The sequence below is a fragment of the Microbacterium sp. J1-1 genome, assembly GCF_024498615.1.
In the GTDB taxonomy this organism is placed as follows: Bacteria; Actinomycetota; Actinomycetes; order Actinomycetales; family Microbacteriaceae; genus Microbacterium; species Microbacterium aurugineum.
In genome coordinates this window covers 705,288-730,532 of sequence record NZ_CP089590.1, presented here as the reverse complement: position 1 = coordinate 730,532, position 25,245 = coordinate 705,288, and the positions used below count along the sequence as shown (strand labels likewise).

The 25,245-nt window shown below is 66.2% G+C and carries 26 protein-coding genes and 1 pseudogene; 15 read left to right on the top strand and 12 right to left on the bottom strand.

Translation table 11 applies throughout. The annotated features are described in order from the left end of the window. Nucleotides 1-117: 117 nt before the first annotated feature. On the bottom strand, nucleotides 118-720 hold the full coding sequence (locus LRQ07_RS03435; RefSeq protein ID WP_047521181.1) for a response regulator transcription factor: 603 nt from the start codon (nucleotides 718-720) through the stop codon (nucleotides 118-120). Continuing rightward, entirely contained in the window at nucleotides 717-1,916 is a 1,200-nt protein-coding gene (locus LRQ07_RS03430; protein WP_256535833.1) for a sensor histidine kinase, read from the bottom strand. Before LRQ07_RS03430 ends, LRQ07_RS03435 begins: the two co-directional genes overlap by 4 nt. Before the next feature lie 155 nt (nucleotides 1,917-2,071). Here LRQ07_RS03430 and LRQ07_RS03425 point away from each other — a divergent pair, with 155 nt between their 5' ends. The 4 genes from LRQ07_RS03425 (at nucleotide 2,072) to LRQ07_RS03410 (ending at nucleotide 4,630) form a co-directional block, all read left to right on the top strand. Continuing rightward, nucleotides 2,072-2,617: a small multidrug efflux protein gene (locus tag LRQ07_RS03425; RefSeq protein WP_256535832.1), complete on the top strand. Its 546-nt coding sequence runs from the start codon at nucleotides 2,072-2,074 to the stop codon at nucleotides 2,615-2,617. Nucleotides 2,618-2,703: 86 nt separating this feature from the next. Then, nucleotides 2,704-3,039 carry an ArsR/SmtB family transcription factor gene (locus tag LRQ07_RS03420; RefSeq protein ID WP_134352982.1) on the top strand — a complete coding sequence of 112 codons (336 nt, stop codon included), beginning with the start codon at nucleotides 2,704-2,706 and terminating at the stop codon, nucleotides 3,037-3,039. Beyond that, complete coding sequence (locus LRQ07_RS03415; RefSeq protein WP_256535831.1) at nucleotides 3,039-3,695, top strand: cation diffusion facilitator family transporter; 657 nt, start codon at nucleotides 3,039-3,041, stop codon at nucleotides 3,693-3,695. Before LRQ07_RS03420 ends, LRQ07_RS03415 begins: the two co-directional genes overlap by 1 nt. Nucleotides 3,696-3,727: 32 nt before the next feature. Then, on the top strand, nucleotides 3,728-4,630 hold the full coding sequence (locus tag LRQ07_RS03410; RefSeq protein WP_256535830.1) for an SDR family NAD(P)-dependent oxidoreductase: 903 nt from the start codon (nucleotides 3,728-3,730) through the stop codon (nucleotides 4,628-4,630). A 23-nt stretch (nucleotides 4,631-4,653) separates the two neighbouring features. Here LRQ07_RS03410 and LRQ07_RS03405 read toward each other — a convergent pair whose 3' ends face one another. The 7 genes from LRQ07_RS03405 to LRQ07_RS03375 all read right to left on the bottom strand — a co-directional run bounded on the left by LRQ07_RS03405 (nucleotide 4,654) and on the right by LRQ07_RS03375 (nucleotide 10,288). Beyond that, the gene (locus LRQ07_RS03405) at nucleotides 4,654-5,937 is read right to left on the bottom strand and encodes a hemolysin family protein (RefSeq protein ID WP_256535829.1); all 1,284 of its coding nucleotides are present in this window, start codon (nucleotides 5,935-5,937) and stop codon (nucleotides 4,654-4,656) included. Nucleotides 5,938-6,031: 94 nt separating this feature from the next. Then, complete coding sequence (locus LRQ07_RS03400) at nucleotides 6,032-7,048, bottom strand: TerC family protein (protein ID WP_256535828.1); 1,017 nt, start codon at nucleotides 7,046-7,048, stop codon at nucleotides 6,032-6,034. Nucleotides 7,049-7,247: 199 nt separating this feature from the next. Continuing rightward, nucleotides 7,248-7,898 carry a GntR family transcriptional regulator gene (locus LRQ07_RS03395; RefSeq protein ID WP_256535827.1) on the bottom strand — a complete coding sequence of 217 codons (651 nt, stop codon included), beginning with the start codon at nucleotides 7,896-7,898 and terminating at the stop codon, nucleotides 7,248-7,250. A gap of 102 nt (nucleotides 7,899-8,000) precedes the next feature. Then, nucleotides 8,001-8,462, bottom strand: coding sequence for a universal stress protein (locus LRQ07_RS03390; RefSeq protein ID WP_256535826.1), 462 nt, complete (start codon nucleotides 8,460-8,462; stop codon nucleotides 8,001-8,003). A gap of 64 nt (nucleotides 8,463-8,526) precedes the next feature. Then, a complete protein-coding gene (locus LRQ07_RS03385; RefSeq protein WP_256535825.1) occupies nucleotides 8,527-9,195 on the bottom strand; it encodes a response regulator transcription factor in 669 nt (222 codons plus the stop codon). A 338-nt stretch (nucleotides 9,196-9,533) separates the two neighbouring features. Continuing rightward, nucleotides 9,534-9,641, bottom strand: a complete 108-nt coding sequence (locus LRQ07_RS03380) for a universal stress protein (protein ID WP_232762565.1) — start codon at nucleotides 9,639-9,641, stop codon at nucleotides 9,534-9,536. After that, the gene (locus tag LRQ07_RS03375; RefSeq protein ID WP_232762566.1) at nucleotides 9,638-10,288 is read right to left on the bottom strand and encodes a universal stress protein; all 651 of its coding nucleotides are present in this window, start codon (nucleotides 10,286-10,288) and stop codon (nucleotides 9,638-9,640) included. Before LRQ07_RS03375 ends, LRQ07_RS03380 begins: the two co-directional genes overlap by 4 nt. Before the next feature lie 270 nt (nucleotides 10,289-10,558). On the opposite strand from LRQ07_RS03375, the gene LRQ07_RS03370 reads away from it, so the two are divergent. The 6 genes from LRQ07_RS03370 (at nucleotide 10,559) to LRQ07_RS03345 (ending at nucleotide 16,978) form a co-directional block, all read left to right on the top strand. Continuing rightward, a complete protein-coding gene (locus LRQ07_RS03370) occupies nucleotides 10,559-12,256 on the top strand; it encodes a GAF domain-containing protein (RefSeq protein ID WP_256535824.1) in 1,698 nt (565 codons plus the stop codon). A 316-nt stretch (nucleotides 12,257-12,572) separates the two neighbouring features. Next, nucleotides 12,573-13,151: a flavodoxin domain-containing protein gene (locus LRQ07_RS03365; protein WP_256535823.1), complete on the top strand. Its 579-nt coding sequence runs from the start codon at nucleotides 12,573-12,575 to the stop codon at nucleotides 13,149-13,151. After that, nucleotides 13,148-14,587, top strand: a complete 1,440-nt coding sequence (locus LRQ07_RS03360) for an MBL fold metallo-hydrolase RNA specificity domain-containing protein (protein ID WP_256535822.1) — start codon at nucleotides 13,148-13,150, stop codon at nucleotides 14,585-14,587. Before LRQ07_RS03365 ends, LRQ07_RS03360 begins: the two co-directional genes overlap by 4 nt. Nucleotides 14,588-14,622: 35 nt before the next feature. Then, a complete protein-coding gene (locus LRQ07_RS03355; RefSeq protein WP_256535821.1) occupies nucleotides 14,623-15,681 on the top strand; it encodes a zinc-dependent alcohol dehydrogenase in 1,059 nt (352 codons plus the stop codon). 33 nt (nucleotides 15,682-15,714) lie between these two features. After that, the gene (locus LRQ07_RS03350) at nucleotides 15,715-16,236 is read left to right on the top strand and encodes a hypothetical protein (RefSeq protein ID WP_256535820.1); all 522 of its coding nucleotides are present in this window, start codon (nucleotides 15,715-15,717) and stop codon (nucleotides 16,234-16,236) included. A gap of 127 nt (nucleotides 16,237-16,363) precedes the next feature. Continuing rightward, complete coding sequence (locus LRQ07_RS03345) at nucleotides 16,364-16,978, top strand: HAD family hydrolase (RefSeq protein WP_256535819.1); 615 nt, start codon at nucleotides 16,364-16,366, stop codon at nucleotides 16,976-16,978. 126 nt (nucleotides 16,979-17,104) lie between these two features. On the opposite strand, the gene LRQ07_RS03340 is transcribed toward LRQ07_RS03345, so the two are convergent. Both LRQ07_RS03340 and LRQ07_RS03335 read right to left on the bottom strand, forming a co-directional pair. Continuing rightward, nucleotides 17,105-17,542 (bottom strand): hypothetical protein, encoded by a 438-nt coding sequence (locus LRQ07_RS03340; protein ID WP_256535818.1) that lies wholly within the window; start codon nucleotides 17,540-17,542, stop codon nucleotides 17,105-17,107. Between the two features lie 50 nt (nucleotides 17,543-17,592). Continuing rightward, on the bottom strand, nucleotides 17,593-18,279 hold the full coding sequence (locus tag LRQ07_RS03335) for a hypothetical protein (protein ID WP_256535817.1): 687 nt from the start codon (nucleotides 18,277-18,279) through the stop codon (nucleotides 17,593-17,595). Nucleotides 18,280-18,880: 601 nt separating this feature from the next. Between LRQ07_RS03335 and LRQ07_RS03330 the strand changes: the two genes are divergently transcribed. The 5 genes from LRQ07_RS03330 (at nucleotide 18,881) to LRQ07_RS03310 (ending at nucleotide 24,855) form a co-directional block, all read left to right on the top strand. After that, nucleotides 18,881-19,591 (top strand): ABC transporter ATP-binding protein, encoded by a 711-nt coding sequence (locus LRQ07_RS03330; protein WP_256535816.1) that lies wholly within the window; start codon nucleotides 18,881-18,883, stop codon nucleotides 19,589-19,591. Then, nucleotides 19,588-20,877: an ABC transporter permease gene (locus LRQ07_RS03325; RefSeq protein ID WP_256535815.1), complete on the top strand. Its 1,290-nt coding sequence runs from the start codon at nucleotides 19,588-19,590 to the stop codon at nucleotides 20,875-20,877. The genes LRQ07_RS03330 and LRQ07_RS03325 overlap by 4 nt, the downstream gene beginning before the upstream one ends. A gap of 3 nt (nucleotides 20,878-20,880) precedes the next feature. Next, nucleotides 20,881-21,483, top strand: a complete 603-nt coding sequence (locus tag LRQ07_RS03320) for a TetR/AcrR family transcriptional regulator (protein ID WP_232762577.1) — start codon at nucleotides 20,881-20,883, stop codon at nucleotides 21,481-21,483. A gap of 459 nt (nucleotides 21,484-21,942) precedes the next feature. After that, nucleotides 21,943-23,862 (top strand): alkyl/aryl-sulfatase, encoded by a 1,920-nt coding sequence (locus LRQ07_RS03315; protein ID WP_256535814.1) that lies wholly within the window; start codon nucleotides 21,943-21,945, stop codon nucleotides 23,860-23,862. Nucleotides 23,863-24,543: 681 nt separating this feature from the next. After that, nucleotides 24,544-24,855, top strand: a complete 312-nt coding sequence (locus LRQ07_RS03310) for a thioredoxin family protein (RefSeq protein ID WP_081860107.1) — start codon at nucleotides 24,544-24,546, stop codon at nucleotides 24,853-24,855. A gap of 175 nt (nucleotides 24,856-25,030) precedes the next feature. Here LRQ07_RS03310 and LRQ07_RS03305 read toward each other — a convergent pair. Then, nucleotides 25,031-25,243: pseudogene (locus tag LRQ07_RS03305) on the bottom strand (CoA-disulfide reductase); the annotation flags it as partial. Between the last annotated feature and the right edge of the window lie 2 nt (nucleotides 25,244-25,245).

The following is a 25,245-nucleotide window of genomic DNA, read 5'->3' as shown; positions in this document are numbered from 1 at the left end:
GCGCAGATGCGTGCGGTGAGCGAGCGCGCCGTCAGACGCGGCGGTCGCGGAACACGAGGGCGCGCCCCATCACGGGCGCGGCGCATATTGTTCCCATGCGTGCCAGCATATCGGCGCTCAGATCCACCCGCGCTCCTCGGCGGTGAGCACAGCCTGCTGGCGCGTGTCGACGGCGAGTTTGCCGAGGATGACGGAGATGTGGTTGCGCACGGTGCCGGGCGCGAGAGCGAGAGCCCGCGCGATCTGACCGGTCGTCTCCCCGCGCCGCCCCGCGCGCAGCACATCGAGCTCGCGATCGGTGAGGGGCGAGCGCTCATCGCTCAGAGCGTCCGCCGCGATCTCCGGATCGACATAGCGGGCTCCTGCCGCGACACGGCGGATGACGGCGGCGACCTCGTCCGCACCCCGGGACTTGGGCAGGAAACCGGAGACGCCGGATGCCAGGGCTCGCCGCAGCACCCCCGGACGCGCATGGCGGGTGACCACCACGCAACGCGTCGCGATCGCACGGTGCAGTTTCTCGGCGACCTGCACCCCGTCCAGGCCGGGCATCTCCAGATCCAGCAGACACACGTCGGGTTGCAGACGAAGCGCCTCGGCGACGGCCTGCTCGCCGTCGGCGCACTCCGCGACGACGTCGATGTCGGCTTCGAGTCGCAGCAGTGCGGCGAGCGCAGAGCGGATCATCGCCTCGTCGTCGGCGAGCAGCACGCGGATCAACGCCCCTCCTCCGACTGCGACGGAACGGTCACGACGACCGCGAACTCGTCGGCATCGCGCCGCACCTGCAGAGAACCGTGAGCCTCCTCGATCCGTCGCCGAACCCCCTCGAGGCCGGATCCGTCGTGATCGAGCGGCGCACCGGGCATCCTGTCGTTCGCGATCTCATATCGCCAGGCGTCACCGATCCGTGCCAGCAGCAGCCGCGCGCGACGGCCACCCCCGTGGCGCAGCACATTCGTCGTGGTCTCCCGGATCACCGGCCCCAGCGCAGTCCCCGGTGCGGCATCGGCATCCGGATCGATCGCGGCCTCCACGGTGAGCCCCGCTGCGGTCAGGAGATCTCGCGCGTTGGCGAGTTCATCGCCGAGCGGAACGGACCGGAAGCGGGTCGCGAGGTCTCTGGTCCCCTGCCGCGCCTCGTCGACACTGAGCCGCGCGGCCCGGAGCTGTTCCATCCCGGCCTCCGCATCGGTCGGCAGGAGCCGCTCCGCGAGTTCCAGCTGCAACGCGATGACCTGGAGATGATGCCCCTGCAGGTCGTGCACGTCGGTCGCCACCCGCAGGCGCTCCTGCGTCGCGGCGAGCTTGGCCTCGGAAGCGCGGGCGCGGTCGAGTGTGACCAGGACATCCCACCACCAGAGCGAGCTCACGGTCATCGCCGGCAGCAGGACGGCATACACGGCGGGCAGCCACAACGGGAGGCCCGTGTCGAGGCCTCTCGCGGTCGAGTCGACCACCGTCAGGGCCACGAGCAGCAGGGTCGCCGTCGCGGCCACACGCATCCGGATTCCGCGCGGCCATCGCAGGAGCACGAAGAACTGCGCGACCGGCATGGCAGCGAGCGCCCAGCTCCCGACGGCCGACCCCGCCACCGCTCCGTATGCGACCGCCACCAGGAAGGGCACGGCCAGGCGCCCCCAGGCGATGCCGGGACCCGCGTCGATACGGCTGCGGTAGTCGGCGAGCAACAGCATGGTCGAAGCACACCAGAGCACGCCACCGATCGCGACGACGAGGATCGCGCCGCCGCGCAGATCGACGGCGGCGGTGATGCCGGTCCATGCTCCGACCAGCATCAGCTCGATGAACACCACGGCGCTCGCGGTGTACCACCAGGTGGCGATGATGCCCCGGGCGAGCTGGCGGGAGCCGGGCGTCGGATCGGCGACGGGGAGGGGCGGGACGGAACTCACGCTCCCACGATAGAGGCGTGACACATGTCACGGGATCACCGTGCGAACCGCAGGGGAACAGGTGACGGGCCGACACTGCCGCCGCGGCTGCTCCTCGGCTGGACTGGAGTCATCGCAGCGGAGACACCGCTCGCACCGACAGCAGGGAGCACCCCATGAACCTCATCGAGACCTTCCAGAACCTGGTCGCCCAGGTCCCCGAGCTCGTGCAGCCGCTCATCGTCGCCCTCGCCGGCGCGATCCCGCTCATCGAAGGCGAGGGCGCGGTGAGCATCGGGATCCTCGGCGGCATCCCTCCGGTGGTCGCGGCGATCGCTGCGATGGTCGGCAACTTCCTGTGCGTCGCGGTGCTGGTGCTGGCGAGCTCCGGTGCGCGTCAGGCGGTCGTGAACCGCTCGCGTGCCAGGAACGCTGTCCTCGCCGGCGGCGGCACGACGGACACAGCACCGGCAGCGGAAGCCGCCGACTCCGGGCGCGGTTCCGCCCGGAAGGAGAAGTTCCAGCGCGCCTTCGAACGCTACGGCGTACCCGGCGTCAGCCTGCTCGGCCCGCTGCTGCTGCCGACGCAGTTCACCGCAACGATGCTCGCCGCCTCCGGCATCGGGAAGGCGCGCATCCTCTTCTGGCAGGCCATCGCCATCATCGGCTGGACGACCGTCGTCGCCGTGATCATCGGCAGCGCGGTGTACGCGATCCGCTGATCATCCGGGGGCGCGAGACGTCGTCGCGCCCCCTCTTGTTGAATTAAGGAATACCTGAATTCAGCAGTTTCTGTATCATCAAGTGCGTGACGACCGCTCTCGCATCGCTGACCCACACGTCTGCCGTCGCTCGCCTGGGACACGCACTCTCCGACCCGACTCGCGCCGGCGTGCTCCTCGCTCTGCGCGAAGCCCCCGGCTACCCCGCTGATCTGGCCGAAGCCCTCGGCGTCTCCCGCCAGGCCCTGTCGAACCACCTCGCCTGTCTCCGCGGCTGTGGGCTCGTCGAGAGCGTGCCTGATGGGCGTCGCAGCAGCTATCGTCTCGCCGACCGCCACCTCGCACCGGCCCTCGACATGCTCCTGCGGGTCACCCTCATCGTCGAACCGGACTGCTGCTCGGGTGAAGGATGCACCTGCTGATGTCGTCGACGCTCACCGACCCGCGTCGGGAGATCCTGCATCGTCGCATCCGCCTCATCGTCGGCGTCACGATCGGCTACAACGTGGTCGAGGCGATCATCGCGATCACGGCGGGGACGGTCGCATCGTCCGCGGCTCTCATCGGCTTCGGGCTGGACTCGACGATCGAGGTGCTGTCCGCGGCCGCCGTCGCCTGGCAGTTCACCCGCCGCGATCCGGAGCGCTGGGAGAAACCCACCTTGCGCGTGATCGCCGTGGCGTTCTTCGCTCTCGCCGCCTATGTCACCGTGACCTCCGTGACCGCACTGGTCACGGCCGAGCGCCCGGAGCACAGCACGATCGGCATCATCCTCACGGCGGTCAGCGTCGCGGTCATGCCGTTCCTGTCGTTCGCCGAACGTCGCGCGGGCCGGGAGCTCGGATCGGCGACGGCGGTCGCGGACTCGAAGCAGACTCTCATCTGCACGTACCTCTCCGCCGCCGTGCTGATCGGCTTGGTCGCCAACTCGCTGCTCGGATGGTGGTGGGCCGATTCCGTCGCCGGACTCGCGATCGCCGCCTTCGCCGTGCGCGAGGGCATCGAGGCCTGGAGGGGCGACGCCTGCGCCACCTCGATCGGAATGCTCCTCGAGAACGAGGACGACCACGACCACTGACTGCCGGCGCGCACAGCGCCTAGGTTGGGGAGATGGATGCCGCTTCCCTCACGCCTGCCGAAGACCTGCGCGGACGCACGGTGCTGGTCACCGGCGCGAACGCGGGCATCGGCTACTGGTGCGCCGAGCAGCTGGCCGCTCGCGGAGCCCGCGTGTTGTTGGGCTGCCGCTCATCGGAGCGCGCGCAGACTGCGGCCTCGGCGATCCGGAGCCGCATGCCGGATGCCGAGCTGCGCGTGCTGCCACTCGACCTCGGCTCCCTCGACAGCATCACTCGCGCCGCTGCGGAAGTGGGCGAGCGGGTCGATGCGGTGATCTGCAACGCGGGGGTGAAGGCGGCCGACCCTGCGGCGCGCACGGGCGACGGCTTCGACCTCATGGTGGGCACCAACCTCCTCGGCCATTTCGCCCTCGTGGCGCAGCTCGAACCGCTCTTCGCACCGGATGCCCGCGTGGTCGCGGTGGGCTCGATCGCGCACCGTTTCGCGCGGCTCGCCCCCGCGACCCTCGACGCCCCGTGGAGCGGTTCCTCGCTCCGCCAGTACGGACGCTCGAAGGCCCTGTTGATGGCCTTCGCTTTCGAGCTCGCACGGCGTTGGTCGGACTCTTCGCGGTCGGCGGTCGTCGCGCACCCGGGCTATGCCGTCGACCCGCTCACTCCCCCGCGCCCCGGCCTCGCCCACGTCTCCGGGTTCCTCCGCGCCCTGACGGCGCCCACTCGGATACTCGTGCAGGGCAAGGACGGCGGAGCGCTGCCCATCGTGCACGCGGCGACCTCCGCGGAGGTGGTGAACGGCGACTACTGGGGTCCGGACGGACTGCTCGAGTTCCGTGGGGCACCACGACGAGTGACAGCCTCGGACGAGGTCCGCTCCCCCACGACCGGAGCCGCGGTATGGGCGGCCGCCGAGCGTCTCACCGGCGTGCGCCCCTGAAGAGAAGCCTCAAACCGCCGGCATCAGTCCTCGACGAGCTCCGGGATCTCATGCGGTGTGACCCGCACACGGGAGATGCGACGACGATCCAGGGCCATGACCTGAATCGAGGCACCGGGCACCTCGACGGTGTCGCCGACGACCGCGAGGCGACCCAACTGCTCGGTCACGAAACCTGCGATCGTGTCGGACGAGCCACGCGGCATCGCCAGCCCGGTCGCCTCCTCGAAGTCCTGCAGGTTGAGCCGCCCATCGAGTCCCTCTTCCGCGGAGAAGTACTCCTCGGCGTCGTACTCGTCGAAGATCTCGCCGACGACCTCCTCGACGAGGTCCTCCAACGTGACGAGACCGTCCGTGCCGCCGTACTCGTCGACGACGACCGCGATGTGGTGCCCTTCGGCCCGCATCCGCGTCAGCGTGGGCAGGACGCGCGCGCTGGAGGGGATGTACGGGATGTCGCGGACGAGCGCACGGAGCGGACGCGCTGGGTCGTCGGACGACGCCTCGAACAGGTCCCGCACGTGGACGAACCCCGCGATGTCGTCGATGGACGTGTTCGAGACGGGGTAGCGCGAATACGGGAGGTCCCGCACCTGGGCCAGCACATCACCGACGTTGGCATCCTCGTCGAGGGCCACGACCTCCGGCCGCGGTCGCATGACCTCGCTGACCTGGCGTCCCCGCAAGGACAGCACATCGTCGAGGATGCGGCGTTCGTCTTCGGGCAGACCCTGGTGGCTCGCGACGATGTCGCGCACCTCCTCGTCGGTCATCTCGTCGCCCATCTTCCTGGGGTCACCGCCGAGCAGTCGCACCAGCGCGTCGGTCGACACGGAGAGCAGCCAGATCACGGGACGCATGATCACCGCGAACCCGTTGAGAGCGGGGGCCACGGCGTATGCGAACTGGGCGTTGCGCTGGATCGCGAGCCGCTTGGGCACGAGTTCTCCGAGCACGAGCGACAGGTAGGCGATCACGAGCGTGAGGATGACGGTCGCGATCGTGAGGGCGAGTGCGGGGGCGAGCCCCCACGACTCCAGCAACGGCGCCAAGGACGGTGCGATCGATGTGGCGCCGTACGCGGCCGAGGCGAAGCCCGCGACCGTCACGCCGATCTGCACAGCCGAGAGGAAGGTGTTGGGGTTGCGGGCGAGTGCCGCGACCTTCGCCCCACGGCGGCCCCGTTGCCCGATCGCGTTGATCTGGCTCTCGCGGAGCGTGACCAGGGCCATCTCCGTCGCAGCGAAGACACCGCCGATCAGCACGAACGCGAAGACGAGGGCGATGTTCCAGAGCAGGTCGCCCATCAGCGGGCCGCCTCGTCTGTGGTGGGGTGAGCGCCCGGGATGAACCGGGCGCTCGTACTGTCAGAGTCCGAAGAGTCAGAACAGCGCTGCGCGCTCAAGAGTGCTCCTTGTGAGTAGGGGTGGTGTCGGTGGAAGAGGTGACCTCGCCAGGGGTGCGACGGGTCTTGAGGAGGCTCGCGGCGGTGGCCACCGCGATGGTCGCGCCGATGAACAGCAGGGAGAACCAGATCGGGATCTCCGGCGCCCACTCGACGCCCTGGCCGCCGTTGATGAACGTGAGCTCGTTGACGTGCAGTGCGTGCAGGACGAGCTTTACTCCGATGAATCCGAGGATGACGGCGAGGCCCTGAGCCAGGTAGACCAGACGCTCCAGCAGTCCTCCGATGAGGAAGTACAGCTGGCGCAGACCCATGAGTGCGAAGGCGTTCGCTGTGAAGACGATGTAGGCCTGGTCGGTGAGACCGTAGATCGCGGGGATCGAGTCGACGGCGAACACGAGGTCGATGAACCCGATGGCGATGATCGTGAGCAGCATCGGCGTGACGAAGCGCTTGCCGTTCTTCACGACCGTGAGCCGGTCGCCGTTGTACTCGTCGCTGACGGGCAGGTGACGGCGGACGAACGTCATGAACCGTCCGTTCGCGGGGTTGCTCTCATGGTTGCTGAACGCCTGGCGATACGCGAGCACGAGGAGCAGGGCGCCGAACAGGTAGAAGATCCACGAGAAGTTCTCGATGAGCGTCGCGCCGATGGCGATGAAGATTCCTCGCAGGATCAGCGCGATCACGATGCCGATCATCAGCACCTTCTGCTGGTACTTCTTCGGCACGGCGAAGCCGGTCATCACGATCAGGAAGACGAAGAGGTTGTCGATCGACAGCGCCTTCTCGGTGAGGTAGCCGGCGAAGTACTCGCCGCCGAACGTCCAGCCGGAGAAGACGCCGATCCCGACGCCGAACAGCAGCGCGAGGCTGATGTAGAAGATCGACCAGCGCGCCGACTCCGCGATCGTCGGCTCGTGCGGGGTGCGAACGTGGGAGAAGAACTCGTACACGAAGAAAGCGATCGTGATCGCGATCGTGATGATCCAGATCAGCGGGGTGATATCCAAATGAGGGCTCCAGACTCGGGGTACGACCGTACCGCCAAAGTCTTCTCCATTCCGTGAAACAGGAACCGGTGGCCCGGGATGCGACGTGCATCCGTAATGACGATCCCACCGTGTCGGAGTACTCCCCTTGGGAGATCCCAGAGTACGAGGACACCCTTTGGGGTTCCTGTGGATTGGCCGGGAATGCGGCGGGGTGCGGCTACTCCGGGTCGGAGCGGACGAGACCCCGTTCTTCCGCGCGGTCGATCATGCCGCTGAGCACATCGTCGAAGAGAGTCACGAGCACGCTTCTGGTCTCCACCACGTCACGCTCGATCAGCGCCACGCGAAGTGCTTTGACGCACGCCGAGACGGCCTCCGCGTCGAAGGCATCACGAGCGTGCTGAGCGAATCGGCGGATCTGGGGGTCGAGACGCTCGATGGCAACTGCGCGCGCAGCGTTGCCTTCGATGCGAGCGAACCCGGTCGCGAGGGACCGGAGCGCGATACCGAAGCCGGCCACGTCTCGCACGTGGGCGGCCGCGACCACCTCGTCCGCGAGCGCGGTCAGGTGCGCGAGGTCATCGGCCTCGATCACCGCCTTCGCATGACGGAGGGAACCGATCCAGATGTCACCGAAGAGGTCGACGGCGTTGCGGACTCCTTCGAGATCGATCGGGGCCACCCGCGTGTAGCGGTTGCGCTGCATCTCGACGAGGCCGTGATCGGCCAGACGGTCGAGCGCGTGGCGGATCGGAGTCTTCGACGTGCCCAGGCGCTCGGCGAGGTCATAGTCGCGCAGACGTTCGCCCGGGGGCAGTTCGCCTGAGATGATCGCGTCCTGCAAGCGCGCATAGGCCTCGTCGCTCATGGACCTGCGCTCGAGCGGTCCACCCGACAGTGCCACATGTCCTCCAGCGAGAGAGAAAGAACGTAGAACCTGACGTTCTACCCGCTGTGCAATATATCGCGATCACGAGAGCGGGTTGGCGACGACGTCTTCGTTCGTCCTCCGTTCATGCACGATCAACACGGGACAGTGCGCGTGCTCCGCGCACGTCGCGCTGACCGAGCCCAACAGGAGTCCCACGAAGCCGCCATGCCCCCGGCTGCCCAGCACGAGCATTGCGGACGTGTCGCTCAGCCCGATGAGGGTGCGCGCTGCGGGACCGAGGAGAACGGCTCGCGTGAGCCCCGCAGGGGGCGTTCGGCCGAATACTTCCATGATCGCGGCGTCCAGCGTCTCTCCGGCGTACTTCTCGGGTGTCCACTCGATCGCCATGAAGGGATCGATCGGAGGCGCTGTCCACGTCGTGACGACATGCAACGGAGCATCGAGCGCCTCGGCCATCCGCGCGGCGTAGCGAAGGGCCGAGAGAGAGGATTCAGATCCGTCCACGCCGACGACGATGCGATCTGTGGCTGCTTTGTCCATGCATACACGGTGTCTCGCTCGGGCCGCAGCGGGCGGGACGAAGGTCACACGAACTCCGGGACGCTCAGCGAGACCGCTCACTCGCCGAGCGGTCGAGCGTAGGGCGATTCGCGCGTTCGGCTTGGAGGACCGCCGCTTGCGTGCGTCGCTCGAGCCCCAGCTTGCTCAGCAAGGAGGAGACGTAGTTCTTCACCGTCTTCTCTGCCAGGCCGAGTCGATCGCCGATCTGCCGATTCGAGAGCCCCTCCGCGATGAGGGCGAGGATCTGCTTCTCTCGCAAGCTCAGCGCCCCGAAGCGCGGGTCCTCCTCGTCCGCATCATCGACGCTGCGCGTGACGTGCCGAACCATCGAAGGTTTCAGCAGCCTCCGGCCTTCCGCGACGGCACGGACCGCAGACACGATTTCGCCGGTGCGCAGCGTCTTCACGAGGTAGCCTGCCGCGTCTCCCATCACCGCCGCGAAGACAGCATCGTCGTCATCGAAGGCGCTGAGTATCAGGCACTGGACTCGCGGATGCGCCTGCCGAATCTGACGACAGAGGTCGATGCCACTGCCGTCGGGGAGATGCACATCGAGCACGACGACGTCCGGCAGAGTCGCCGCGACGCGCGCAGACGCTTCGCGAACGGTCGCTGCCTCGCCGATCACGGTCAGATCGGGTTGCGCCTCCAGGAGGTCGGCGACACCGCGCCGCACCACCTCATGGTCGTCGACGAGGAAAATGCGGAACATCTCGCCTCCGTTCACGTCGCTGGTTCCCGGTTCGCATCAGCGTACCGCTCGAGTCGTGATCGGTTTCGGGACCTTCGACCCTGTCGGGTCGGGCTGCGGGGGTGTCGACTGGAGGCGTTCCTCGACCTTGGGCAGCAGGTCACGTTGCACAGCGCGTCGGCGTCCGGCGGGAGAGGTGGTCAGCCACCCGCAATGGGGATTCGGTCTCGTGTCAAAGGTGAGACGTGACGCGAGGCGAAGGGTGGCGCCGAAAGGGGAGGTGGAAGGGGCGGTGCTTCGGGTGCACCGCCCCTATTCACAGGGCATCGCTCGTCCCAGATGTCGTGAAGCTCAGAGACTCAGCCGGCGGGAGCCTGCACGACCAGGACGGGGCAACGCGCATGGCTCGCGCACGCAGCGCTGACCGAACCGACGACGATCGGCAGCGCGCCGGCGTTCTCGATCATCGTGTCCGCTGTCCGTCCGGTTCTGCGTGGCCCATCCGCGACGCGCGAACGATGAGCACCGGCGCGTTGATGTTCACAAGCACGTCGTGGGTCACGGATCCGATCGCATGACCGGCACCTCGCGGATGCCCCGCTCCGATGACGAGGAGCGCCGCGTTGCGGGAAGCATCGAGCAGTGCCTCAGCAGGTGATCGGGCCGTAGCGTGCGTCCGCACCCTCACGACACCGTTCTCGCGTGCTGCCAAGGCGGCGCGATCGAGCGCTGTCCCCTGTGTCTCGACGGGAGCGGGGACGAGCCCGACCGACGATGACTGGATCAAGTGAAGCGGCTCTCTCCGCGCACGCGCCTCGTCGCCGGAGGCCCGAACGATCGCCGGCACCAGCTCGTCGTCTTTCACACCGGCAACGACCCCAGACCGGAACCGGAGGTCGACGTCAGGGATCACGGCGACGGTGCATGCCACCTCAGCGACGATCTGCAAGCTCAACGTGCCGAAGACACGGCTGCGGATGAACCCGGTCTTGCCTGTACCGATCACGAGGATATCGTCGGCACCGACGAAGCGCGCAAGGGCGTCCGGGACCCGACCGGTCACGTGCACCGGATCGTGCGCCGCGGCTTCATCGGGGTGTCGGCGTGCAGCCACGACATCTGGAGTTATGACGTGAACGCGGACCAGCGGAACATCAGCAAACGAGGCGTGGGACTCCGCCCACGCCTCGGCACCGGCTAGGGCACTTGCGTCGGAGCTGCCGACGGCGAGGACATATCGTGTGGGCATTCAGAGCACCGCCTCTCGGATCGGAACGGAGTCGAGACGATCGTCGGTCATCGGTCACCCGTGTGCAGAGTCGAAGGTCCCTCGGCGCCTGTTCGGGAGTAGTGTCGTCCCATCGAGAGCCCGGAAGGGAGTGCGATGGAGGGCCCGCATCTCAACTTCCCGGATGCGCCGCGTTCCGAGCTGGAGCGCACGATCGGGGAACTTCTCGAGCGTGCTCACCGAGTTCTTGGGGCCCAGGGGCGCCTACGCAGCCTTCTTCACGCATCCCAAGCCGTCGTCGAAGATCTCGAGCTCGAACAGGTGCTCCGACACATCGCCGAGGCTGCGCTCACCCTGGTCGGTGCACAGTACGGCGCTCTCGGTGTCATCGATCGAGACGGACGCCTCGAGCAGTTCATCCACGTGGGAATTCCCGATGACGTCGCCCGGGAGATCGGACACCTTCCCGAAGGTCACGGCATTCTCGGAGCCGTCATCGAAAGTGAGCATCCGATCCGGCTCGAAGATCTCGGAGACGATCCCCGCGCGGCGGGGTTCCCCGACCATCACCCACCGATGCACACCTTTCTGGGCGTACCGATCCGAGTACGCGGTGAGATCTACGGAAACCTGTACCTCACCAACCGGGCAGAGGGTGGTTTCACCGATGAAGACGAAGAACTCGTCCGAGCACTGGCGTCGACCGCAGCGATCGCGATCGACAACGCCAGGCGGTTCGAGGAATCACGCCGACTGCAGCGGCTGAGCACCGCATTGGCTGAGATCAACGCGGCCCTCCTCGCCCCGGACTCCGGCGACGTCTTCGGCATGCTCGCCGAGCGAGTCGCCTCGCTCGTGAAGGCCGACCTCGTCTACATCGTCGTTCCGGACATTCTCACCGGCCGCGCCCGTATCGAGACAGCGCGCGGACGCGGCGCGGAGTCGCTCGAGGGCACAGAGATCTCGAACCCCGGATCGGTGGCGTCGCGAGCGATGGCCAGCGGAGGCATAGCGGTGTCGGAGGGGCCTGAGGATGCGTTGCCCGACGACCCGGACCACGCCCGCGGTGCCAGGGCCGCCGTTCCCCTGGTGGTCGGGGGCGAGACGGCCGGAGCCCTTTGCGTGACACGTGACGCAGGGGGCCGGCGGTTCTCGCCCGAGGATCTGTCGACGCTTGCGGAGTTCGCCGCTCAGGCTGGTCTCGCACTCGCGCTCGATCAAGCGCGCACCGATCGGCAGCGGCTGGACCTGATCGAGGACCGAGCCCGGATCGCCAGGGACCTTCACGACAACGTCATCCAGAGATTGTTCGGCACCGGACTCGGATTACAGGCGCTCGCGGCGAGAGTTCCGGCCCACGCCGCCACGATCGCCGCGCAGGTGGCAGAGATCGATGCCGCCATCGCCGACTTCCGCACGGCGATCTTCACCCTGCAGGCCTCTGATCCCGGATCGCTCCGCCAACGCCTGCTCGACGTGGTGACTGAACTCGCACCGCTTCTCAAGAGCTCACCGCGGATCGCGTTCGACGGACCGGTTGACCTTCTGGTGACGGGCGCGCTTGCTGACGACGTCGTCGCCGTTGTGCGTGAATCGCTCACGAACGTCGCTCGTCATGCGCACGCCACGACTGCGCAGGTCAGTGTCTCGGCCGCTGCTTCGCACGTGACGATCATCGTGGAAGACGATGGGATCGGCATGCCCGCGCAGCCCGCGCGTGCGAGCGGCACGGCGAACCTCGTCACTCGCGCGCACACGCACGGCGGCATCTGTAACATCGAGCCGCGAAGCACGGGTGGCGCGCGGGTACGATGGCGCGTCCCCCTCGACTCCGCAACGGAGACCCGGCAGTGAGCGTGGTGTTCCTCGGCGACCACCATCGGGCCGCATCCGAGTGCATCGGTCGCCGGAGGGTAGCTCGGCTCATGTGGCCGTGAGCGGGCCAAAGGTCCTCCCCCCATCGCTGAGCGCGATGGGACGTTCGACCCTGGAGTGAAGCCGGCGAGGAGACACGATGTGACGACGGGGAATCACATCACCGCACAAGGAGCATCATGAACGACACCAGCTTCGTCATCCGCCCACTGCCTCCCGTCGGTCCAGCAGACCTGCAGCTTCCGCCCACGCAGCCGATCGACCTCACCGAGCTGATCCAGATGGAGGCGGGGCAGTGACCACGGACGCGTCGGAAGCACCGCTTCCGACCATGACCATCGTGTTCGAGTCGCTCTTCGGCAGCACTCGGCAAGTAGCCGAGGCCATCGCTGCGGGAGTCCGGGAAACCACCCCCGTGACGGTGATGCCCGTCGTCGATGCGCCCGCGCTCACTGAATGCGACGTCCTGGTCGTCGGTGCGCCGACGCACGTGCATTCACTGAGCGGGCCGGCATCCCGGGCGGAAGCCGAAAGGTGGGCACGCGACCCGGGCAAGGATCTGAGGTTCGAAGGCGACAGCCGCACCACCGGGGTGAGGGAGTGGATCGACAGCCGTCCCCCCGCCCGTATCGGTTACGTCACGTTCGACACCCGCGTCGATATGCCGCGGATCTTCACCGGCTCCGCAGCTTCCGCAATCTCGAAGCGGCTCAGAAAGCAGGGCCTGCACGAGGTGCTCCCCTCGGAGAGCTTTCTCGTCGATAAGGACAGTCATCTGCTGCCGCCGGAACTGGACCGTGCACGGCGGTGGGGACGCGCAATCGCGTCCACCGTTGCGGCGCCGGTCCTCCGGGAGACCCGGGGGAAACGATGACCGCGCGAGACCAGCGACTGCGGAGTTCGGGCGGCGTCTCGCTGAGATTTCTCGGCGCCGCCGACACCGTGACGGGCTCGCGCTACCTTGTCACCGACTCCTCCTCGCGGATCTTGGTGGATTGCGGGCTCTTCCAAGGCTTCAAAGTGCTCCGTGAGCGAAACCGAGCCCCGTTCCCGGTTCCTCCTGAGTCCGTCGACGCGGTCGTGCTCACGCATGCGCACCTCGATCATTCCGGCTACCTTCCCGCGCTCGTGCGCGACGGCTTCCGCGGTCGCATCTACGCCAGTGAGGGCACCGTCAAGCTCTGCCGCATCATGCTGCTGGACAGCGCACATCTTCTCGAGGAGGAAGCACGCCACGCGGCGAAGCACGGCTGGTCCCGGCATCCGAAACCCTGCCCGCTCTATACGGTCGACGACGCGACGGCGGCTCTCGAGCGGTTCGTCGCGGTGCCCGAGGGCAACGACGTCGCCCTGGCCGGAGCGGCGAGGTTTCGGTTCCTCGGGGCCGGTCACATCCTCGGGGCCATGAGCGCTTACCTCGATGTCAGCGGGGCTCGGCTGTGCTTCACAGGTGATCTGGGCCGTCCAGATGACCCGCTCATGCTCCCACCTCACCCGTTCGATGGCGCCGACGTACTCGTTACTGAATCCACATACGGAGACCGCAGCCACAGCGAGGTCGATCCGGCGAAGCAGCTCGGAGACATCGTTCGCCGGACTGCTCGCCGCGGCGGCGTCGTCCTGATCCCGGCGTTCGCGGTGGGCCGCACGGAGACGATCCTGCTCCATCTGTCCAGGCTCTTGGATCGCGGAGATATTCCCGAAGTGCCGATCTATGTGAACAGCCCGATGGCGGTGAGCGTCGCCGATGTCTATCGCGACCACCCCGAAGAACACCGCATATCGCCCGAAGAGGTCGAACGCCTCTACCAGGTCGCGACACCGATCCGAAGCGTCGACGACTCGAAGCTCCTCAACCTGCGCGGTGGTCCGATGATCATCGTGTCAGCGAGCGGAATGCTCACGGGAGGTCGGGTCTTGCATCATCTCCGTGCGTACGGTCCTGATAAGCGCAACACCATCGTCCTGAGCGGGTTCCAGGCGGGAGGAACACGGGGGGCACGGTTGGCAGCAGGCGAGCGCACTCTGCGAATCTTCGGGGAGGACGTACCGATCAGAGCGGAAATCACAGCGATCGAGTCGATGTCCGCGCACGCTGACGCCGACGACATCATCGATTGGATGCGCAAGAGCCCTCGGCCGCCGGCCACCGTATACGTCACCCACGGCGAGCGCGCAGCGGCAGACACTCTCCGCCTGCGGATCGAACGCGAACTCGGCTGGCCGGCGCGGGTCCCCGAGCAGGGAGAAGAGGTGTCGATCTCCACTCGAAGGGACCTTGGACCCGTGGCCGGCCCGTCGCCAGCGTAAGACTGCAGGAAGTCGAATCCCGTCAAGGAGGAATGATGCGATCAGCCGTTGTCAGAGAATTCGCTTCGCCGGCCCAGGTCGAGGAGCGCCCGCTCCCCCAGCCTGGCCCTGGACAGGTCCTCGTCCGCCTGGAGACGTGCGGCCTCTGTCACACCGATATCCATGCCATGCACGGGGACTGGCCGGTGAAACCGAATCTCCCCCTGGTGCCCGGACACGAGGGCGTGGGGATCGTCGAGCAGCTCGGAGACGGAGTGATGAACCGCACCATCGGACAGCGGGTCGCGATGCCGTGGCTGGGTCACGCGTGCGGCGAGTGTCGTTACTGCATCGACGGGCGTGAGAACCTCTGTGAGGCCCAGTTCAACAACGGATACGCCGTGGATGGCGGATTCAGTGAGTACATGGTGGCTGACTCGCGTTTCGCCACGCCCGTGCCCGATGGCGTCACCCCGCTCGACGCCGCCCCCCTCACATGCGCAGGTGTGACGACCTACGCCGCAATCAAGAACGCGCGCGTCACCCCGGGGGAAACGGTTGTCATCTTCGGTATCGGTGGACTCGGACATCTCGCCGTTCAGTACGCCCGCCTCGTGGGGGCGAAGGTCATCGCGGTGGACGTCACAGACGAGAAGCTGGAGCTGGCGTCCGAACTCGGCGCGGATCACGTCGTGAACGCAGGCGAGGCGGATGCAGTGGCGGAGATACGCAGACTCGGCGGAGCCGACGTGGCCGTCGTCCTCGCAGTCGCCCCCACGGTTTTCGATCAGGCATTCAGTTCCCTGAATCGTGGAGGCCGACTGGTGCTGGTCTCTCTGCCCGCCGGAGGCGAGCTGACGGTGCCGATCTTCGACACCGTGCTCAAGGGGATCAGCATCATCGGGTCCATCGTCGGTACCCGGCAAGACCTCACCGAGGTCTTCGCCTTGCATGCCGCTGGACGCACCCGAGTCGTCACAGAGACACGCGAGCTGCAGCAAGTGAATTCGTCCGTAGATGAAGTGCTCGCCGGAACGGTGCCCGCTCGACTTGTGTTCCAGTACCACACGGCTGACGTCATGCCGTTCTCAGAACCAGAAGCCGCATCTCGGTGAAACGCGAGTGGCAAGCGGATGGAAACCGGGAAGATGAACACCCGAATGGTGCCGGAGTTCCGGGTGGGGCAGCCGCTCATCCGAATCGGACTGCTGAGCGTCGAGGCTCTCGTCGGGCTCACAGCTCTCGCGGGCGGGATCGCGCTCATCCTCGGGGCGATCATGCCGCAGACCGTGACGGCAGTCAGCCCACCCGACGAGTATCTCGCCGGAACGCCGTTCAGCAGCTATCTCGTTCCGGGCCTCGTGCTCGCCGTCGTCGTCGGCGGTCTGCATGGCGGCGCGTTCGTTCTGGAACTGCGTCGGAACAGATTGCACATCATCGCCGCAGCGACCGCGAGTTTCGCCCTGCTCATTTGGATCTTCGTCCAGATGATCGTCATTCCGTTCAGCTTCCTGCAAGCAGCGTACTTCGCTGCCGGCCTCGCCGAGTTGGGCTTGGTGCTCCTTTCCCTTGATGTGCTTCGTCTCGCACCGAATCACCCTGAGCGACGAGAGCATCGCTCAGACGTTCGCCCGGGACAACTCGCTGGAGATGATCGCGTCTTCCGCTGAGCGACCATGACGCAGAAGCTGACGTTGCACCTGCGCGGCAATGATGCGCGTAGCGTCGCCGAGGACGGACCGGGGAGTGTCTCGCACCTGCGGGGGACGACGAAAGCGCCCGGGATAGAGTGCCGGGATGAAGTGGGTCCTCTACGACATCGGCGGCGTCCTCGAACTCGTCGACGATGACCGTTGGCCGCAGATCTTGGAGAAGAGGTGGAGCGACCGCCTCGGGCTAACGGTCCAAGCCCTGCGCGCTCGTCTCGATGCCGCCGACCTCCCGGACACGACGCTGCAGGCGGGCGTCGAAGGTGAGTTCTGGCGAAAGTTCGCCGCCGCGCTGACACTCGATGACGCGGAAGTCGCGGCCATGCGAGCCCAGTTGTGGGACGCATACTGCGGTGAGGCGAATGTCGAGCTCCTCGCACATGCGCGCTCGCTGCGCGGACGCGCCGGCCTCGCCATCCTCTCCAACTCCGGCGATGGAGCACGCGAGGAAGAAGAACGACGTTTTCAGCTCTCGTCCCTCTTCGATCCGATCTGTTACAGCCACGAGCAGGGGGTGGCGAAGCCGGACGCCGGAGCCTATCTCACCGCCCTCGAACGGATGGGAGCGCGTGCGGAGGATGTCCTCTTCATCGACGACAACGACGCCCCGGCGCGGGGAGCAGAGAGTTGCGGGATCCGCGCGGTTCTCCACCGCGACAACGCCACGACGATCGCCGCGATCGAACGGTTCTTGGCGAACTGAACTGCAACTTCAATGTTGCACTCCCCGTGGCACCTCGGTATCGAGATGAGATCGAAGACCTCGGCCCCGGATTCGACGGCTTCTGGATCTCGTCCGGTCTCGCGGGAGCGTCGTGAGCGTGGAGTTCTACGGAATCCACTCCGTGGACCAGTAATCGACGATGAGGTTCAGGACGCTGCCCGCCGGTCGCGCCGACACCCAGACGGTGCGAGGGTCCCAGAAAGTGCCGGGTATCGACATCTGCGGGGTGGCGCCCATCTCTTCTGCGAGAGCCTGCGGGGACTGTCCCGCGGGAGGTCGCACGGTGAAGGTCACCGAGCATCCGCCACTTCCACAGCCGATACTGTCGCCGAGGATCTCCGCCCCCTCCGGCAGCGGAACCGACGACGCCGGCGGCACGTCGCCTTCCGTCGCCATCGTGGTCAGCCACGCGACCCGTCCGCCGTAGAACAATGCCAGGAGCGCTGCCGCGATGATGAGCGCGGTCCACATCACCCGTCGCCGCTTGGCCGCTCTCTGTTTCGCGACCCACGCGGCTTGGTCGAAGGGCGTAGCGGTGTCCACGCTGTGAGCCTAGTAGCCGGACCGCGGAGCCGACTCCGACATAGCCCCCGTCAGGAGAAGAGTTGGCGGAGGGCGTTGAGGTCGCCGGAGTCGACGACCTTCTGGACGGCGGCGACGGTTTCCTGACTGGTGAACATAGCCTTCAGGGTGCGGTTCCAGATCTTCCGCACAGTGTCCACATCACCGGCATCCACGGCCGTGCCCGCGGACTCGATCGCCTGCTGGTACGGAATCTGCGGGAATCCAGCGGGCGCATCCCAAGGGTTGTAGTACGGCACCCAAGGGAGGTCGGGGTCGGGCGTGAGCCAGAGCACCTGGCCGGGGTGAATGTCGCGCCTGTGGTTCATCGAGGCAAGAGTTGGGTACGCGCAGAGTCGTTCAGCGACCACCGCCTCGACGTCTCCAGGCTGAACGGTATAGGTCACGGGGATGCCGTTCTCATCTACTGTCACCTCGCCCCGCGCGAACTCACGTGGACCTAGATCACGGAGAGTCCCCTGCCGTTCCAAATACAGACCGCCGCCGTCTCCGTAGACCTCCGACATGCCGGAGCAGGATTCCGGCTCGGTCGATTCCGGCGTCGGCATAGCCTCGGTACTTGGGTCGACGACAGCCGTGGGAGCGGATGACTTGGATGTCTGATCTGCCGCTGGCACTGTGGCGGTGCACCCGGCCAGCGCGGCTGCAGCCAAGGCGAGTGCGGCGAGTACAGGCGCGAGCTTGTGTGTGCCGGACATGACGCCATACTGACAGACCGGTTCAAGCTTCTCGACGTCGACCGGGCGGGCAGCTGACGCCCCGCCGATTACCTCCGTAGATCGACGGTTCTGAAGGACGTTAGTTGGTGCCCATCTGGCCCGTTCGGCGGCGTCCTGCCGGAAACCATCGCTTCCGGCAAGGTAGCCCTGCGACGGGGCGGCATGCGTAATCGACCGCCTGCAGCCAGTTGGTCGTCGGCGATCTGCAGGTAGGTGAGATTTCGGCGGATCTGATGAGACGTGTCCGATCTCACGAGAGTTCGCAGTCGCTGAGACACGACAGCCGCGGAATGACGGGTGCGGGGCGCGCTGCCGAGGGGCCCGGTTGTCTCACGAAAGTTGTCGGTGATCGCGTTTCATCCCGTCCTGCCCAAAACGTCGAGCGGACGGTTTCGGCGCATCAGGTTCCGGCAGGGAGTTTCGGCGGGTGCGCGACCGTCGTGTCACGCAGTCAACTAGCGGACTCGACGCGGATGCCGGAAACGATCCTTTCCGGCCGCCCGGAAGGTATGTGCAAATTCCACCTGATGAGTTCGCCTCGTTATGGCAGTAACTGTAGAAAGTTGCTACAGTTACTGCCATGAACAGTGAGCAAGAGTCCTCTCCCCTCCTGGAGGCGCGTGGGCTGTCCAAGTGGTACGGGAAGGGCGAAGGGCGGTTCCGGGCCCTCGACGACGTCACGGTGCGGATCCGCAAAGACGAGTCCGTGGCGATCGTCGGGAAGAGCGGGTCGGGCAAGTCGACGCTGATGCATCTGCTCGCCCTCCTGGACGCCCCGGACGAGGGCGCCGTAATCGTCGAGGGGCGCGACGCCTCCGGGCTGCGGCCGCGGGAGGTGAACGAGCTGCGCAACCGTCAGTTCGGGTTCGTGTTCCAGCAGTTCTTCCTCACTGCGAACACGTCCGTTCTCGACAACGTGACCCTGCCGTTGAAGATCGCGGGCGTCTCAGCACGGGAGCGTCGCGCCCGCGGCCTTGCGGCGTTGCAGAAGTTCGGGCTGGAGGACAAGGCGAAGAATCGGGCGAGCGATCTTTCCGGTGGTCAGAAGCAGCGAGTGGTGCTCACTCGGGCGCTGGTCGGTGAGCCCGCGGTGATCTTTGCGGACGAGCCCACCGGCAACCTGGATTCCGCGACGGGGAGCCTGGTGGAGGAGGAGCTGTTCCAACTGAATCGGGAGCAGGGGATCACCCTCGTGATCGTTACCCATGACGAGGATCTTGCCGCTCGGTGCGACCGCCAGATCCTCGTGCGCGACGGCCGCATCGTCGACACGGCGGAGGTGGCGGCATGAAGACTACCGATCTGATCCGGACCGCGTTCGCGAACACGTTCCGAAGCAAGCTGCGCACGACCCTCACCGTCCTCGCGCTGTTCATCGGCGCGTTCACCCTCACTCTCACGACAGCCCTCGGGGCCGGAGTGTCGGACTACGTCACCAAGCAAGTCGCGTCCCTCGGCGCGAACGACGTGTTCCTCGTCGCCAAGGACTCGAGCGCGACCGCTACCGACAGCGGTCCGCAAAAGTACGACCCCGCGACCTCCAGCCCCGGAACGGGCACCGGCAATCCGCTGACTGGCTCCACAAGTGCTTTGTCGGACTCCGACATCAGGACACTCTCTGAGATCGGTGGTCTCCGGGACGTGGAACCCGTGTCGACGGTCGCCATCGACTATGTCGAGGCCGATGGCAGCGACAGGTACCAGTTCACGATCGCGCCAACCTCTTCGATCGCCCAGGCCGACCTCACCGCGGGCAATCAGCTGGACTCGTCGAGCTCCGAGTATCAGGTGATCCTGCCCGAGGACTATGTCGATCCCCTCGACCTGGGCAGCAACGAAGAGGCGGTGGGCGCCACCCTTACGCTCGGATTCACCGACGTCACCGGAACACAGCACGCCGAGACCGCCACCGTCGTGGGTGTCTCGAACACGAGCCTGCTCAGCGCGGGAGCGGGCGCGAACTCGGCGCTGGTTGCCGCGATCGCCCAGGAGCAGAAAGCTGGCTCCAGCGCTCCCGACCGCTACCAGGTGGCCGTGGCCTACTTCGACGCGGACGCCACTGATGCTCAGATCGCGCAGCTGAAAGACAGGATCACCGAGGCCGGGATGTCGGCCCAGACCATCGAAGATCAACTCGGAGTCGTGCAGACGATCATCACCGGGATCACGGGCGTGCTGAACGCCTTCGCGATTATCGCGCTCCTTGCCGCCGCCTTCGGCATCGTGAACACGCTCCTGATGAGCGTGCAGGAACGAACAAGAGAGATCGGCCTGATGAAGGCGATGGGAATGGGCAGCGGCCGCATCTTCACCCTCTTCAGCCTCGAAGCCGCCGTGATCGGCTTCCTCGGCAGCGCGCTCGGCGTGGTCGTTGCGATCGCTGTCGGGCTGCCACTCAACGGCGCACTCGCCAGCGGGCCTCTCTCGGGGCTCTCGGGCCTGACCGTCCTGCTCTTCCAGCCCAGCGGGATCATCGGCGTCATCGCGCTCATCGTCATCATCGCCTTCCTCGCCGGAACACTTCCCGCGCGACGAGCGGCGAAGAAGTACCCGATCGACGCCCTGCGGTACGAATAGAGGATGAGCGAAACGATGAGCGCGCGCGGGAACAGCAACGCGAGAGGACGAGCCACCGCGCGCGCCATCGAGTCCGCCGCGGTGCGCCTCGCCACAGAGCACGGCGTAGCGGCAGTGACTGTCGATCAGATCTGCGCGGAAGCCGGCATCGCTCAGCGCACGTTCTTCAACCACTTCGACACGAAGGAAGACGCACTTCTCGGCAAGGATCTCCCCCAGGTCGACGAGCAGCGCACCCGTGAATACCTGAGCTCCACCACTGTCGGTGTGCTCGCCGGCGCCCTCAACCTCGTGCGACTCCCGACACCAGGGGACAGCGACCACGAACTCCTCCTCGCCCGGATCGCTCTCCTCTCGACATCACCCGCTCTCGCCGAACGTCAGGCGCTCCGGCTGCGCCCCCTCGCCGACGAGGTGCAGAGCATCATCACGCTCAAACTCACCGACATCGCGCCCGACCGCACCCGAGAAGAACTCCACACGTCCGCCTCACTGATCACGCAGATCGCCTCCGGGCTCATGCTCACGTCCGCCCTCCCCCGCCCCGACCAACCGCTCGCCCCGTCGATCCAGGACCTCGCCTGGGTCTGGCCCCGACTGCTCTAGGCCCGACGCGCCACTTCTGGCCCCGCTGACCAACGCATTGATGCCCCCCGCTGACGAACGAAGGAATGAGCACTAGCCGACCACGTCGAATCCGTCTGCCGAAAGCGGATTCTGGTGATCCTTTCCGGCAGCCCATCACAAGCCTGACAGCGCACCCCGCCACAAACGATCGTTTACGGCGCAGCCGAGAACGAGGTCTCGCAGAGCCCTCCGTAGGACGTCAGTCGATACCCGGTATCGGCGGGGAGATTCGGCGAGCGATGTCGTAACTCGGTCGCTGGTTAGAAGTTCCCGAGCCCTTTGCCGATCATGCTCACCCCAAGAACCCGAACGAGCACCGTCATGACGGTGGTGTTGTTCCTCACGAGTCATCTTCACGACATCGATCGTCGCCGGAACGATCTTGTGCGTCTCGATGAAACGTCATTAGCCTCAGCACAACGACGCTGAGGAGCTTTGATGGACGCCACGACCCCCAAACCCGCGACCGACGCGACCAGGAAGGCCAACGCTGAGGCAGCGAAGCACCTCCCTTGGGATGACCGGCAGGACTTCGACGACGTGGCCCGCGGATTCATCGCCCCTCTCGCCGACCCGGTCGTGCGCAAGGAATCCGGCGCGCCGGTCATCAACCTCGCGGCCTGGGACTTCGTCAAAGAGTCCGACGACGCGCCCGACACGGTCCACCCGAGCCTCTGGCGTCACGCGCAGGTCAACAGCGGTCGCGGCCTGTTCGAGGTGACCGACGGGATCTACCAGCTCCGCGGCATCGACCTGTCGAACATGACCATCGTCGAAGGCGACGAAGGAATCATCGTCATCGACCCCCTTGTCGGTAACGAGACCGCCGCCGCAGGCCTCGCGCTCTACCGAGAGCACCGCGGCGTCCGCCCCGTGAAAGCCCTGATCTACACACACAGCCACGCCGACCACTACGGCGGCTCGCGCGCCATCGTCAGCGACGACGACATCGCCGCCGGCCGCACGGTCGTGATCGCCCCGGACGGGTTCCTCTCCGAGGCCGTCTCCGAGAACGTCTACGCCGGTACCGCGATGACTCGCAGGGCCCTGTACATGTACGGTCCTCTGCTGCCGATCGGCGAACGCGGACAAATCGACGCGGGCCTGTCCTCAGGCGGAGGCGCAGGCTTCTCATCCAGCCTCGTGCCGCCCACCGACACGATCGCCACCACCGGCGAAACGCGCGTCGTCGACGGCGTCGAGATGGTCTTCCAAATGGCCCCCGGCACGGAAGCGCCCTCCGAGTTCCTGATCTACTTCCCCGCTCACCGCGCCCTGTGCACGGCCGAGGACGCAACCCACGTCATGCACAACCTCCTCACCCTCCGTGGAGCCCAGGTGCGCGACGCTGCCACCTGGTGGAAGACCCTCAACGAGACGATCCACCTGTTTGGCGCGGACACCGACGTCGTGTTCGCACAGCACAACTGGCCCCGCTGGGGCACGGAATCGATCATCGAGTTCCTCGCGAATCAGCGCGACCTGTACAAGTACATCCACGACCAGGTCCTCCGCCTCACCAACCTCGGCCAGACACCTGTCGAGATCGCGGAGCAGATGGAACTCCCCGCCGCTCTCGACCAGCAGTGGTACAACCGCGGCTACTACGGCTCCCTCAACCACAACTCCAAAGCCGTCTACCAGCGCTACATCGGCTGGTACGACTCCCACCCCGCGCACCTGCACCCGCTCCCACCGACCGAGGTCGGCGCCCGCTACGTCGAGTTCATGGGCGGCGCTGACGCCGTCGTCGAGAAAGCGAAAGCCTCCTTCGACAAGGGCGACTACCGCTGGGTCGCAGATGTCCTCACGCACGTGGTGTTCAGTGAACCCGACCACCAGGCAGCCCGTGAGCTCCAGGCTGACGCCTTCGAGCAGCTCGGATACCAGTCCGAGAACCCGACGTGGCGCAACGAGTACCTGATGGCCGCTCTCGAGCTGCGGAACGGTGTCAGAGACCTCGGCACGCTCAGCCTCGCCACCCTCGACGTGCTGAACTCCATGACGCCGGAGATGATCTTCGACTTCATGGGCATCAAGCTCGACGGCCCCGCCGCTGCCGACCGCCGGTCCACCCTCGACTGGGTCATCAGCGACGCTGGAGCCGACGGCGTCACCTACGCACTCGAACTGCGAAACGGCTGCCTCATCTACACCCCCAACACCACCTCCGCTACCGCTGACGCCACCGTCACATCGACCAAGAGCGAGCTCGCTGCTCTCGTGTTCGGAAGCACCGACCTCGACACCGCCCTCTCAGACGGATCGGCGAGCGTCGAGGGCGACCCGGCCGCGGTGAGGACGCTGTTCGGCCTCCTCACCGCATTCCCGCTCTGGTTCCACATCGTCGAGCCATAAACCAACCTCGCACGTCACCGAACGGGCGGAACCACCTTCTTGTGGCTCTGCCCGTTCGGCCTGTTACGGCAGCCCCTGCACGGCTGAGTCGTCGTCGACGATCGATGGGGCTGGGAGCGGTCCGGTCTTGAGATCTTGCCGCGGGATGCTGTCATTCAGGATCCATGGTCTAACGCGAGGTCAGACATTCCTCGAGGGCGAGGCGTCGCCGAAAAGGCGATCCACCGAAAACGATCGTTTCCGGCAGGGTCGATGACCCTGCCGCCAATCACAGGTCCGACACCTCTCGTGAGCATCAGACACGTTTCGTGAGACGTTGCGCCAACTACTGAGAATCCGACACCTTCCGTGAGAACGGACATCTGTTGTCCGATCTCACGAAACTTGTCGGTTGGTGAGACGGAGCACCCCCGGAAAGACGGGTGAGTGGTGCGCTGCGGAAACTGCCGGTTGTCTCACGAAACTTGTCGGAAATCGCGGCCGCTTTCACATTGCCTAAAGGGTCGGGCGGGCCGTTTCGGCGCAACAGGTTCGGGCAGGGGTTTTCGGCAGGTGCGCGACCGGCGTGTCGCACAATCGGCCGGCGACCTCGGTACGTCGGCCGGAAACGATCGTTTTCGGTGATAGCCCTCCACCACAAATGGGTCACGACATCAGCAGAGAATCGAGGATGATTGAGTCGTGGAGATTGAGCTGCTGCATATCGCTGATTGCCCTAGCTGGGTTGAGGCCAGTCGTCGTGTTGCCGAGGCGCTTAGCGAAACAGGCCACGACGGATTGAGCCTGCGTTATCGACTCATCCGAACAGAGGAAGACGCCGCCGGGGTTCAATTTGCGGGCTCCCCGACGATCACGGTGGACGGAAACGATCTCTTCCCGGGGTCGGATCGTAGTAGTGAGTTGGCTTGCCGCATCTACAGCACACCTGCTGGGTTGGCCGGGATGCCAACGGTTGAACAGATCCGAGAGGCAATGAGGGCCTATGGAGACTGAGCTCGATGTCGCCTGCACGTGCTGCGGCCGGCATCTACCACGAAGGAAGCTGCACGCCCTCGGAGACGACGGTGCGTTCATCTGTCGACGATGCGGTTTGTGGGTCGCGCTTCGCTTACGACGTGACCGCCCGCCTACGTAGTCCCCACACTCAGAAGCCGCACGCACGGGCGAGCTACACCACGGCGATTGTCCGGACTTCGCGCTCCCATGCCTGTGTTGCGACCTGCACGGCATCCCAGGGGGAGCCGAGCGGGGGCGTGTAGGAGAGGTCGAGGTCGCTCATTGCGGCGATCGTCATGCTGTGGTGCAGCGCTGCCGCGTAGGTGTCGATGCGCTTGGAAATTTCCGCACCGCGGGTGCCGACGAGCTGCGCGCCGAGCAATAGCG